Origin of the sequence: Chryseobacterium sp. 22543 (assembly GCF_052044565.1) — a bacterium.
GTDB lineage: Bacteria > Bacteroidota > Bacteroidia > Flavobacteriales > Weeksellaceae > Chryseobacterium.
In genome coordinates, this window is record NZ_JBQENH010000007.1 from 185,497 (window position 1) to 198,589 (window position 13,093).

Consider the following 13,093-nt stretch of genomic DNA (forward strand, 5'->3'; position numbering starts at 1 on the left):
TCTCATAGCTTCAAACGAGATCAGATATGACTCATTGCTTATTATTCATTACTCATAATTATCGCTTATGTCAGAAAAACAGAGAATTTCAGATATTTCATGGAAAAAATGGGGTCCTTATGTAAGTAACCGGGAATGGGGGCTTGTTCGTGAAGATTACAGTGAAAACGGAGATGCCTGGAATTATACCAGTCATGATACTGCGGAAGCCAAAACATACCGTTGGGGTGAGGAAGGCATATGCGGAATCTGTGATGACCTTCAGAAGCTTGTATTCTCTGTCGGATTCTGGAATAAAAAAGATAAAATGGTGAAAGAACGGTTCTTTGGATTGACCAACGGACAGGGAAATCACGGTGAAGATGTAAAGGAATATTTTTATTACCTGGATTCTACACCTACCCATTCTTATATGAAAATGCTGTATAAATATCCCCATACTATTTTTCCCTATGAAGATCTCATAAAAACAAATGCTTCAAGAAGTAAGGATGAAACGGAATATGAATTGATTGATACCGGAATTTTTGATAACAATGAATACTTTGACATTTTTATTGAATATGCAAAAGAAAGTCAGAATGATATTCTAGTCAGACTAACGGTTGTCAACAAATCTGAAAAAGAAGCATCCCTTGTAATATTGCCTACGGTTTGGTTCAGAAACACCTGGAAGTGGGGCTATGATGACTATCAACCCAAATTGTATGCTGAAGATGCAGACCGGATTGAAGTAAATCATCAGGATATTGACATCAAAAATGTATATGCAAAACAATCCTTAAAAACACTGTTTTGTAATAATGAAACCAATAATGAAAGACTTTACCAGTCGCAAAATGAATTAAAGTTCTGCAAAGACGGGATCAATAATTTTGTAATGACGGGTAACTCTCAATCTGTGAACCCGAAGAATGTAGGAACCAAAGCTTCTTTTTTTATTGATGAAGATTTCAAAGCCGGGGAATCCAGAATATTTGAATTCAGAATATCGGATAAGGACTTACGAGAGCCGTTCGGTGATTTTGATACTGTTTTTAATCAAAGACAGAAAGAAGCAGATGAATTTTATGCTGAAATCCAGAAAGGAATTGCTTCGGAAGATGAGAGGCTGGTACAAAGACAGGCTTTTGCAGGGATGCTGTGGAATAAAATGTTTTACCACTACAATGTTGAAAAATGGCTGAAAGGTGATCCTGCTGAAATGCCTCCTCCACAGTCGCGGAAAAAAATAAGAAATTACGACTGGAAGCATCTTAATAACGAACATATTATTTCCATGCCGGATAAATGGGAATATCCGTGGTATGCCACCTGGGATCTGGCATTTCATACCATCAGCTTTTCCTTGATAGATCCTGATTTTGCAAAGCATCAGCTGAAACTTTTCCTGTTTGAATGGTATATGCATCCAAACGGACAGCTTCCCGCCTACGAATGGAACTTGAGTGACGTGAATCCTCCGGTACATGCCTGGGCCGTTTTCAGAGTATTTAAAATTGATGAATATTTAAATAACAAACCTGACCTGGAATTTCTGGAAAGTGCTTTTCAGAAACTGTTAATGAACTTTACATGGTGGGTCAATAAAAAGGATACCAATGGCAATAACATATTTGAAGGAGGTTTCTTAGGACTTGATAATATTGGCGTTTTCGATCGGAATGCTGTTTTGCCAAACGGAGAGCAGCTGGAACAGTCGGACGGGACGAGCTGGATGGCCATGTTTGCCCTGAATATGATGCGGATTGCTTTGGAACTGGCTCTTTACAATAATGTGTATGAAGAAATGGCGATGAAGTTTTTTGAACATTTCCTGGCGATTGCCAATTCACTGGATAATATGGGTGAGGAAGAATTCAGTTTGTGGGATGAACAAGATGAGTTTTTCTATGATGCCATAGCTTCTAATGACGGAACGCATATGTATTTAAGATTAAGAACCATTGTAGGATTGATCCCGATGTTTGCCGTTGAGGTTATAGATGATGAAATGATTGAAAACCTGCCCAATTTTAAGAAAAGAATGAAATGGGTACTGGATAATAAACCGGAACTGGCTTCTCTGGTTTCAAGGTGGGAAGTCAAAGGCCAGGATTCCAAACACCTTTTGTCTTTGCTTCGCGGACACCGTTTGAAAAGATTATTAAACAGAATGCTGAATCCGGATGAATTTTTAAGTGATTATGGAGTAAGAGCGTTATCAAAAGAGTATGAAAATAATCCTTATACTTTAACACTGAATGAAACGGATTATAGTGTGAAATATACTCCCGCAGAAAGTGACAGCGGGCTTTTCGGAGGGAACAGCAATTGGCGCGGTCCGGTGTGGTTTCCTATTAATTTTTTGATTATCGATAGTCTTCAGCGCTTTTTCTTCTACTATAGTCCCGATTTTTTAGTGGAATATCCTACAGGGAGTGGAAACTATTTAAACCTTGATCAGATAGCGGATGCTTTAAACAAACGGCTTGCAAAGATTTTTTTAAAGGATGAAAAAGGGAAAAGACCTGTCCACGGGCAGTATGAAAGATTTCAGACGGATCCGGACTTTAAAGATTATATCCTGTTCTACGAATATTTTCATGGGAACAACGGACGTGGAGTAGGAGCTTCCCACCAGACAGGCTGGACGGGACTTATTGCCAAGATCTTACAGCCAAGATTCTCCAAAAAAGAAATTGCCGAATCTGAAACTGAAATGCCTGCAGATATTGAAAAAACAAAAGAATCATAAAACAATACTACCCATCGGCCTATTCAAATATCTGCTGGATAATTTCCAATGAGGCAGGTGTTTTGAAGTCTGTGATATGATAATGATAATATATCAGAAGGCTGTCCAGAAAATCTTTTCTTAATGAAGAGTGGATTTTTGTAGCATATAGATTTTCAGCACAAAGTGCTTCTTTCCATAATGTAGAAATTTCTTCATTGAATTGCTGATGACAGATTCCTAAGGAAAAAGTTCCGGTTTCCGGATCTAAAAACTTACCGTCACCCAACAGTGGAGCAACTCCCTGAATTTTTAAAACAGCCAGTAAAAAGAGCAGATGTGCCTGATAATTCCTGTTCGTCAGTTCATTGATAAAATGATTTATGCCGGTATAGATAGGAATATTTTTATCCTCATATTTAAGGATATGACTCAGGAAATCTGAAATAAAGAAAATAACGGTATTGACTTTTATATCTGTATAAATGTCATTATTTTTTACCAGTTCAAACTTTGAAACAGTTGGTATACCATTGCCACGGAGCGGTTGTATTGAAAAATTCAGATGGCTCAGGGGTAGCAGCAGGGCTTTCTTTTTGTTCTTTTTAGCATAAATTCCTTTCAGAAAATAGCTTTGAAAACCCTCTTCTTCAGTAAAACAATGCAATACAGCATCATTTTCTCCATATTTTATAAACGAAAGTAAAAAACCGTTTTGTGAATTCATTAATTAATTGACTACTCCTATTTTGGCTGTAGCTTTATCTGACCCATCTTCATTGGTCATCAGGACAAAGTACATTCCTGATGCTACTCTTACCCCTTTCTGATTATTAAGATCCCATTCATAATAACCTCCTCTTGCTACTGCAGAGTGTACAACATTTCCTGCTGCATCTACAATTCTTATATTCGTTTTTTCTGCAAGACCCTTAAGGGTAACTTTTCCTTTAAAATTAGAATATACAACAGGGTTAGGATATACTACAACATCACCGAAATTGGAAGTTACATCAGCAACATCACCCTGATATGTTACAATACCATTATATGTTACAAAATATACTTTCCCGGTTTTCTTATCAACTTTTATATCTGTAACACTGTTTGTAGGAAGAGGTGAATTTTCTTTAGTAAAATGTTTTATTGTTTTCTGGCCGTCAGCAGAAAGGTAATATACACCACCACCATCAATGGAAACCCATTTGTAATTTCCTTCGTCTACTGCGATCTGAAGAATAGCTGATTCCCTGAAAAGCTCTTCACCCAGCCCGTTTTGTTCTATGACTATAGGTTCTACTTCCGGCTGTGGATTTTTTATCTCAGATGCAGCATTAGGCATAATCCTTAAACCTCCGTCTGTACCGATCCATGCATCTCCGGACTTATCAAATGCTACAGATAAGATTCCTCCTGAACTATTAAATCCATTAGAAGAACCCAGAATATAATCTGTATCATCGGAAAGGTTGGTTGCATTTTTATAGTCATATACCCAAAAGTTATTAGATCTCGGCAGCGGAGTCCACAGCATATTTTCATGGAAAACGGCCTTTTGTATACCATCACTGGCAAGAACTATTTTCTTGATGATAAAATCATCAGCGGCTTTATCATAGATTCCCATGGAAGGGTTTCCGTCATTAAATCCGAAGGAAACAAAAAGATTGTTCTGAGTATCTGTAGTCAATCCTACCGGACGTCTGTAGTAAGGCTGTGCACCGAGATTATAATACTTTACCAGATCAAAATCTTTGCTTGTGGCATTATATTTCATTCTATACACTCCATTATCCAACATTGTATAGTTAGTAAAGAGAACTTCATTACTGTTATAAGGACTTATAATAGCATCCAATACGTTGACAAAGACTGGACGATTTGGATTACTTTTATTGAAAAAAGAAGGATAAATCCAATCCGTACCGTTGAAATAATAAAATCCCGGTTCTTGTGGAATAATGGACGGGTGGTTGTAATTATTTGCTCTGGCACCAGAGGAAACCAGAAGCTGATTATTATCGAAAAGATTAATATTATAGGCAAAATTGTAGTAAGGGCCTGATGGTTTGAAAGTATTATTACTTTCATCCTTGATCCCTGATAATACGGTTCCTCCAAAAATTTTTCCACCAGCTGTTATTGCAGTGTTGCATTCTTCTCCAAGGCTTACCGCATTTTGTGATACCCCGTTTATTCCGTAGGTATACACTCTGTTGTCAGTAACTATAATATTATTAGATGTAACAACGATATCACGGATATTATCAAAGTTCGTAGGAAGCTGAGTCGGAGTGCCGTTGTTGTAAAAATAGGCCGCTGTAGCTGATGAATATACAAGCTCAGATTCTGAATCTATATGCTTGAATGCTCCGGGAGCTTCCGTTGTCCATGTAGAATATACCGGGAAGGTAGTATTCAACTGATGGCTCTTCAATCCTGTATTGGTTACAGAGTATACCTTATTCCCGAATATGGTTGCTTCATTACTTGCTTCATACACCCCGCCAGTCAGGAAAAACGCAGAATCTCCGAATTCTTTATTGTTCAGATTAAATATGGAAAGTCCATAGCCTACAGAAATGACAGCCTGATTTCCGGTAATGGAAATATGATTGATTTTTTTATTTCCGTTATAGCCGGTAGCAATAGGAATATCAACAATATATTTGATTTCCTGTGGAGTGATAACATCCATGGAGCCGTTTTCATACCCAATAAGTCCTGTTTTAGTCTGTGGGTTGTAATCGAAGGCTGTTATTCCAATATTATGAAGGCCATTGGCCTTGGATAACTTCGTAATTTCTCCTGTTGATATTGTATAATAGAATATTCCGTTTTCTGTAGCTGCAATGATTTTCCCATTGTCTTCTTTCATAGCTAAGACTTTGTTATAGGAAAATACATCAGCCCATTTTTTCGATGAAATGACCTGCGCTTTTGTAAACTGCAGGGATGCTAAAATACCAAGAGAAATTATAGAGAGTTTTTTCATATTATGCGGTTATGCTGCTGTCTATTGCCTGATTGTTCCAGGAAATATGCTGTACGTTTTTGTTTGTATCAAAATAAAAATCTATTCTACCCAAAAGAAGACCTGCCCATCCTACCTGATTGACAAGTACGTTTTTGCCCTGTCTGTTGGTATAAGATTGAGGTTCCGGTAAAAATGTATGAGTATGGCCGCCCAGGATAATATCAATATTCTCTGTATTGGCCGCTAAAATTTTATCACTTATTTTATTCGGTTCATCTTTATAATCATAACCGATGTGTGAAAGACAAATTACCAGGTCACATTTCTGCTCTTTTTTCAGATAATTTGAATAATGCTGTGCTACGTCAATGGGATTGGAATAAACGGTTTCTCCATACTGTTTTTTACCTACAAGGCCGTCCAGTTGAATTCCCACTCCGAAAATTCCTACTTTAATTCCATTCTTGTTGAAGATCTTATACGGAGAAGTTTTCCCGTCAAGAATCGTATTTTTAAAATCATAATTGGAACAGATAAAAGGAAACTTCGCATTGGGAAGTACTTTTAAAAATCCATCAAGGCCATTATCAAAATCATGATTTCCCATGGTAGAGGCATCATATTTCATCATGGACATTAATTTAAACTCCAGTTCTCCTCCGAAGAAATTGAAGTAAGGAGTTCCCTGGAAAATATCTCCTGAATCAAGAAGCAGTACATTGCTTTCCTGATTTCTGATCTGCTGAATTAAGTTTGCCCTTCTTGCAAAACCTCCCTGATTAGGATTTTTTGTATAGCTTGCATCGAAAGGTTCTATTCTGCTATGCTGGTCATTGGTATGAAGAATAGTCAGTTTATTTGCGGATTTTAAATCAAGAATTTTCAACTCTTCCGCCATCATCATATTGGGAGCTAAAGCCATTGCCAAAGATCCGCCTCCTATTGCTTTTAAAAAACTTTTTCTATCCATTACTTCTTCCCGATAAAATTTAAACGAACATCTGAATTTACTACCACTTCAGGAGCCTTCTTAAAATAATCAATAAACAGATCTCTCATTTTAATTCCTGTTGAGATTGATTCTCCTTTTGCAAAGAATTTCATGTTGTCTCCTCCCAGTGCAAGATAGTCTGAAGTAGCAATATAATAGTCTTTAGCCGGATCTACTGCTTTTCCGTTGATCAGGGATTTGATTACCTGTCCGTTATTGGTCTCAATATATAAATGAGAAACAGGATTGTTGACCTGCGTTTTTGCATAATACTCAAAAAGTCCCTGTAAATCGGCTCCTTTCATTTTCACAATAACCACCTCATTTTCGAAAGGCATTACTTCAAATACATTTTTAAGTAAAATATCACCCTTTCCGATAGTGGTACGGATTCCTCCGATATTGATCAATGCAGCATCTACATTCTGCTTAAGATGAGTTTTTATCCATTCATTACCTCCTTCAAACGTATAGTCAGCTAAAAGATTGCCCAGATTGCTGTTGTCGCCCTGCTTTGTAAGATCCGCATTCGTGTGTGAGATCTTCTGGTTCATTTCTTTATCCAGTTTTTGCTTATAAGGCTCAATAAATTTTGCAAACTCCTCATCATTTTTTAGCTCATTATTAATAGAAATATTTTTCTGGGTCTTTACATCCGCAAGTTGCAGCGTAGAAGCTGTTTTGCATGCTGTAAGGGTTACCAGGGCAATTCCTATTAACAAGAATTTATTTTTCATAATATCTTTTAGTATATGCAAATATAACTATATGTATAATAAAACATTATTATTTATTGTAAATTCTTACTGTAAATTATTAAATTTGACAAAAATAATTCTAACAGATGAGCATTTTAAAAGGAGTAGGTGTTGCATTGGTAACGCCCTTTAATGAAGATTTATCCGTTGATTTTGATAGTTTAACAAAACTGGTTGAATACAATATCGAAAACGGAACCAATTATTTGGTAGTATTGGGTACTACGGCAGAAGCCGCAACGCTTTCTGCAGAGGAGAAGAAACAGGTAATTGAGCATATCATTAAGGTGAATAATAAACGTCTTCCTTTAGTTTTGGGAATTGGCGGCAACGATACTCTTGACGTTAAGAAACAGATTGAAGAAGCAGATCTTTCTGCATTTGAAGCAGTACTTTCAGTATCTCCTTATTACAATAAACCGAACCAGGAAGGTCTTTATCAGCATTATAAAGCTTTAGCTTCCACAGGGAAGAATATTATTATTTATAATGTTCCTTCAAGAACCGGTCAGAACGTAGAAGCAGATACTACCCTTCGTCTTGCAAAGGAATTTCCTAATTTATTCCTGATTAAGGAGGCTTCACCTAATATTTTACAGTATTTTGATATTCTGAGAAAGAAACCAGAAGGATTTTCATTGGTTTCCGGAGATGATGAATATACTTTACCCGTAACACTGGCAGGAGGAGATGGTGTGATTTCCGTAATCGGGCAGGCATACCCTAAAGAATTCTCTACCATGGTACAGCTAGCTTTTGAAGGAAAAGTGAAAGAAGCTTATGCAATTCACAATAAGCTGGTAGATATTACCCGTTTGATTTTTGCAGAAGGTAACCCTTGCGGTATTAAAGTAATACTGGCTGAAAAGGGAATCATTAAAAACTTCTTAAGACTTCCTCTGGTTGCTGCTTCAGAAGGTCTTCATGCAAAAATTAAAGCTGAAATGGCAAACATTTAATAAGGAATTGAATTTTAATATCACTTTAAAATTCAGCATTTCATTATTGAAAAACATAAGGGTGAAAAGTTTAGGCTTTTCACTTTTTTTAATCATAATAATACAATAAATCATGAAATTAAGACAGGCAACAGTCGTGGATGTCCCTTTAATTCAAGATCTGGCACGAAGATCGTGGGAAAATGCCTATGCAGACATTCTTTCAAAAGAACAAATGGAATTTATGCTTTCCGAAATGTATTCTGAAACAGAAATTCTGAACCACCTTCAGAATCCTAATTACCATTATTATCTCATTCAGGATGAAAATAATGACTCTTACGAAGGTTTTATCGGATATGAACATCATTATGAAGATAAAACAACCAAGCTGCACCGTATTTATCTTGTTCCGGAGAGTAAGGGTAAAGGATTCGGCAAAAAAGCACTTCAGTTTCTGCATGAAAAAGTTTCTGAAAACGGAAATGAAAGAATTATTTTGAATGTGAATAAAAATAATGCTGCCCGAAGCTTCTATGAGTCTCAAGGATACAGGGTTTATGGGGAAGGTATTTTCGATATAGGGAACGGATTTGTAATGGATGATTACATGATGGAATTTCTAATTCACTTATCATTGACTTAAAATTTTGTAACTTTATCCTGTAATTCTATAACAAGTGACTTCTTATTTTGAATGATCTTTGCTTCAGAACCAAATCACTTATAACAATACATTCATATGCTTGGTTTTGAGCTGACACAGCTTTTTATCAGTATATTTTTTTCATCCTTAGTGTTTAAATTCCTGTATTCTTAAATACAGGAGTTTTTGCGTCTATTTGGTAAAAATAAAAAATTTGCAGCTATTTCACTTTTAAATGAAATAAATTATTATATTTACTAAATAAAACAGGCTTATATATACTAGGATGAAAATGTATGTTAAATTTGATTTCAATGCCCTTTGCAAGAAGGTATTGGACGAAAAACTTAAAGAACACGGGCTGAAGTACAGGTTGCTGAACTTCGGTGAAGTGGAATTTTATGAGCCCCTTACACAAGAACAACACAGTCTTTTTAAGAAAAATCTTGAAGATTATGGTATAGAAATCATAGAAAGTCAAAAGACTGCGTTGGTACAGAAAATAAAAGATGCTATCGTAGAACTGGTCTTTTCTGATGAGATTATACCGGTAAAAGCATCCATATATATTGCTGAAAAACTGAATCACAGCTATGGTTATCTTTCCAACCTATTTTCCGAAGTTGCTTATACATCTATTGAGAATTTTATTATTCTGCAAAAGATAGAGCACGCGAAAGCCCTGATCATAAGAAATAAACAAAGCCTTACAGAAATAGCCCATAAGCTGAATTACTCCAGTGTGGCGCATTTGAGCACCCAGTTTAAAAATACAACGGGAATCACTCCCTCCCAGTTTCAAAAGATTATTGGAAAACGAAGAAGAGCTCAAAGCACGGTAATAAACCCTAAAATGCAGTATGAATAAAGAATTTCTGAACGTAATAGTAGCAGATAACGATGAAAACACCTTGATTTTTTTTAAAAATATTTTGAAAGAGTTGAAAATCTCTATAAAAGTTCAATGCTTCTGTAACGGAAAAGATATGATGTTATATCTGAATAATGATGATGCCGTAGTTCCGGAAATTGTTTTCATAAAATACACGATCCCTGGAAAAGACAGCTTGGAATGCCTGGAAGAAATTGGAGCGAATTCAAAATTCAATAATATGGTAACGACCATTTTTTCTGAACCTATTTCGGAAAATGAAATTGAAGATATTTTTGTAAAAGGGGCCAATATTTTCATGAAAAAACCTGAATCTTTTGAGAGTCTTAAAAAAGTACTTACAGAAATTATTACAATCAATTGGCAGTATCATACTTCAGGATTGAATAAAGATCATTTTATTCTAAAAGTATGATGAATAAAGGGATTATTAATTTTGTATTAAGAAAGTATTAATCATATTTGATGCATACTATTCACAAATAAGTGAAAATTTTATAACTAATGCTTAAAATAATATAAAAAGGATCTGAATTAATATACTGACATTTGTAAAAGTAATCTGAGACACAAATTTCATTATATAGTAGAAGATACAGATGAATGAGAAGTAATTGTTTCTAAAAACAAAAATTATATAAATCACGATGTTAGTTAACAAAATGGATTATACTAATTTTCCAATTTTAAAGCATAGAAGATCTTTAAACAAAACGGTACAATCATGAAAACTCAAAAGTAGTTGGAGGTATTTTTATTCGTTTCATTCCCTCATCTCCAGCGAAACTCAGTTAGTTTTTATAATAAGCAAGTTGGAAAAAAATAATTCATTTTGTTTTTCATAATTTATTTTAATAGTTAAGGTTTTAGCTTATCTAAATATATATTGTTATATAGATATTTTCACACCACACCACATCACAAAATATTAAGCCTTAACTATTAAATAAATTTTTGAATATATCAAAAGTAATTTCTTCTAAATAACAGTTTTATAAGGGGGCCGCAGGAAGTATTTTCTGCGGTTTTTTTATGAAATTTTACTCCACTTGTTTTTTCCTTTGTAGTATCTGATATAATAGTTTTTAATGATCAGATTATCAGGTCTGGACAGCATCGGATCCGCTTCCAGAATTTTTTCTACCGTATTTTTTGTTGTTTTAATGATCGCCGAATCATTAATCAGGTCCAATCTCTTAAAATCTACCACACCACTTTGCTGGGTACCCAGAATATCTCCCGGACCACGAAGCTGCATATCCACTTCAGAAATTTTAAAGCCGTCATTGGTTTCAGTCATTGTCTTAATACGCGTTCTGCTTTCCTTCGACAATTTGTCTGATGTCATCAGGATACAGTAACTCTGTTCAGCACCTCTCCCTACACGCCCTCTTAATTGATGAAGCTGTGAAAGCCCGAATCTTTCTGAACTTTCAATAACCATTACGGAAGCATTAGGGACATTTACTCCAACTTCAATTACTGTAGTTGCCACCATAATTTCAGCTTTTCCCGAAGCAAAATAAGCCATTGCCGCGTCTTTTTCGTCCGGTTTCATTTTCCCATGAAGCATGGTCACGTTGTATTCTGAGAAATAATCCATGACATGTTCCAAACCTTCCACCAGATTTTTGTAATCTAAGGTTTCAGATTCTTCAATAAGCGGATATACAAAATAGACCTGCCGGCCTTTTTTAATCTCATCTTTACAGAAATTATAAACATATAGTCTGTCTTTTTCACGTCTGTGAGCCGTAATGATAGGTTTTCTTCCTACAGGCATTTCATCAATCACAGAAACATCCAGATCTGAGTAAAAACTCATCGCAAGTGTTCTCGGAATAGGAGTAGCGGTCATCACCAGAATATGAGGCGGAATTTTGTTTTTGGCCCAAAGTTTAGCACGCTGAGCAACTCCAAACCTATGCTGTTCATCAATAATTGCTAATCCCAGATTTTTGAATTTAACCTTATCTTCTAAAACTGCATGGGTTCCTACCAGGATTGAAAGTGTACCATTTTCCAATTCTTCATGGATAATTCTCCTTTCCGCTGCTTTGGTAGAACCGGTCAGAATACGGATGTTGATTCCGGTTTTTTCTAGCAGTTCCTTGATACCATTATAATGCTGCTGGGCAAGAATTTCTGTTGGAGCCATCAAGCAACTCTGAAAACCATTGTCCATAGCAATAAGCATGGTTAACAATGCCACCATCGTTTTCCCTGATCCTACATCACCCTGTAAAAGCCTGTTCATCTGAATCGGCCTTTTCATATCAATACGGATTTCCTTTAATACCCTTTTCTGTGCATTGGTAAGCTCAAAAGGAAGGTGGTTTTCGTAGAAATCGTTAAAATGATCCCCAATAATTGGGAAAGGGTTGCCATGAGCCTGTGTTTTATGGTGAAGCTTTTTTAAGCCATATCCTAATTGAAAAAAGAATGATTCTTCAAATTTCAACCTGTAATCAGCCTTATCAAAATGCTCTTTATCTTTCGGAAAATGAACATTCAGAAAAGCATGCTGTCTGGACATGAATTTAAAGGTTTTCATGAGGTATTCCGGAAAATTCTCTTCAATAAGACCCGGAATTTCTTTGCAGATATTTTTCAATGCATTCTGAAAAAATCTTTGACTTAATCCTCTTTTAGTTAGTTTTTCTGAACTCGGATAAATAGGTTTAAGTCTTGTATCTCCTTCTTTACTTTCTTCAGCTTCTATTTCCGGATGCGGCATAGAAAACTGGCGGTTGAAAACATTGATTTTCCCAAAAATATAAACCTCCTTGTTAATAGGAAGCTGTTCTTTCAGCCATTTTGAATACTGGAACCATACCAGATCCATGCTGCCTGTTTCATCATTGAATTTCGCAGATAATCTTTTAGTCTTCCCAGTCTGGATTTCCTGAACATGAGTGATTCTTCCCCTCAATTGTATTTCCTGGCTGCTTTCTTCCCGAAGCTGAGAAACGGTATAAATTTTACTTTTATCCAGATAGCGGATAGGGTAGAAGTTCAGCATATCTTCAACAGTAGTCAGGCCCAATACACTTTTAATAAGTTTGGCTCTTTCCGGGCCTATGCCTTTTACGTATTCTATGGAGGTTTCGAGATTCATTTTTCAGATTTCAGGATGCGGGTTTTTGAATTTTTTGATCCTTATTTTTTGACAAAA

At 35.8% G+C, this 13,093-nt stretch carries 10 protein-coding genes; 5 read left to right on the forward strand and 5 right to left on the reverse strand.

What is annotated here, in order from left to right:
* Positions 1–67: 67 nt before the first annotated feature.
* A complete protein-coding gene (locus ACTJIP_RS20915; protein ID WP_440705047.1) occupies positions 68–2,737 on the forward strand; it encodes an MGH1-like glycoside hydrolase domain-containing protein in 2,670 nt (889 codons plus the stop codon).
* A 19-nt stretch (positions 2,738–2,756) separates the two neighbouring features.
* On the opposite strand, the gene recO is transcribed toward ACTJIP_RS20915, so the two are convergent.
* From recO to ACTJIP_RS20935, 4 genes are read right to left on the reverse strand one after another with little or no spacing between them, the layout of a single operon-like run.
* Complete coding sequence (gene recO, locus ACTJIP_RS20920; protein ID WP_077413956.1) at positions 2,757–3,443, reverse strand: DNA repair protein RecO; 687 nt, start codon at positions 3,441–3,443, stop codon at positions 2,757–2,759.
* Positions 3,444–3,446: 3 nt separating this feature from the next.
* Entirely contained in the window at positions 3,447–5,711 is a 2,265-nt protein-coding gene (porZ, locus tag ACTJIP_RS20925; protein WP_180565199.1) for a type IX secretion system anionic LPS delivery protein PorZ, read from the reverse strand.
* A gap of 1 nt (position 5,712) precedes the next feature.
* Positions 5,713–6,663 (reverse strand): bifunctional metallophosphatase/5'-nucleotidase, encoded by a 951-nt coding sequence (locus ACTJIP_RS20930; RefSeq protein WP_077413958.1) that lies wholly within the window; start codon positions 6,661–6,663, stop codon positions 5,713–5,715.
* The gene (locus ACTJIP_RS20935; protein ID WP_175627197.1) at positions 6,663–7,421 is read right to left on the reverse strand and encodes a 5'-nucleotidase C-terminal domain-containing protein; all 759 of its coding nucleotides are present in this window, start codon (positions 7,419–7,421) and stop codon (positions 6,663–6,665) included. The genes ACTJIP_RS20930 and ACTJIP_RS20935 overlap by 1 nt, the downstream gene beginning before the upstream one ends.
* 107 nt (positions 7,422–7,528) lie before the next feature.
* Here ACTJIP_RS20935 and dapA point away from each other — a divergent pair, with 107 nt between their 5' ends.
* The 4 genes from dapA to ACTJIP_RS20955 all read left to right on the forward strand — a co-directional run bounded on the left by dapA (position 7,529) and on the right by ACTJIP_RS20955 (position 10,333).
* Positions 7,529–8,401 (forward strand): 4-hydroxy-tetrahydrodipicolinate synthase, encoded by an 873-nt coding sequence (gene dapA, locus ACTJIP_RS20940; protein ID WP_077413960.1) that lies wholly within the window; start codon positions 7,529–7,531, stop codon positions 8,399–8,401.
* Between the two features lie 112 nt (positions 8,402–8,513).
* A complete protein-coding gene (locus ACTJIP_RS20945) occupies positions 8,514–9,026 on the forward strand; it encodes an N-acetyltransferase family protein (RefSeq protein ID WP_440705048.1) in 513 nt (170 codons plus the stop codon).
* A 286-nt stretch (positions 9,027–9,312) separates the two neighbouring features.
* Positions 9,313–9,894, forward strand: a complete 582-nt coding sequence (locus tag ACTJIP_RS20950) for a helix-turn-helix domain-containing protein (RefSeq protein ID WP_077413962.1) — start codon at positions 9,313–9,315, stop codon at positions 9,892–9,894.
* On the forward strand, positions 9,887–10,333 hold the full coding sequence (locus tag ACTJIP_RS20955; protein ID WP_077413963.1) for a response regulator: 447 nt from the start codon (positions 9,887–9,889) through the stop codon (positions 10,331–10,333). The genes ACTJIP_RS20950 and ACTJIP_RS20955 overlap by 8 nt, the downstream gene beginning before the upstream one ends.
* Before the next feature lie 615 nt (positions 10,334–10,948).
* On the opposite strand, the gene recG is transcribed toward ACTJIP_RS20955, so the two are convergent.
* Positions 10,949–13,036: an ATP-dependent DNA helicase RecG gene (gene recG / locus ACTJIP_RS20960; protein ID WP_180565200.1), complete on the reverse strand. Its 2,088-nt coding sequence runs from the start codon at positions 13,034–13,036 to the stop codon at positions 10,949–10,951.
* Between the last annotated feature and the right edge of the window lie 57 nt (positions 13,037–13,093).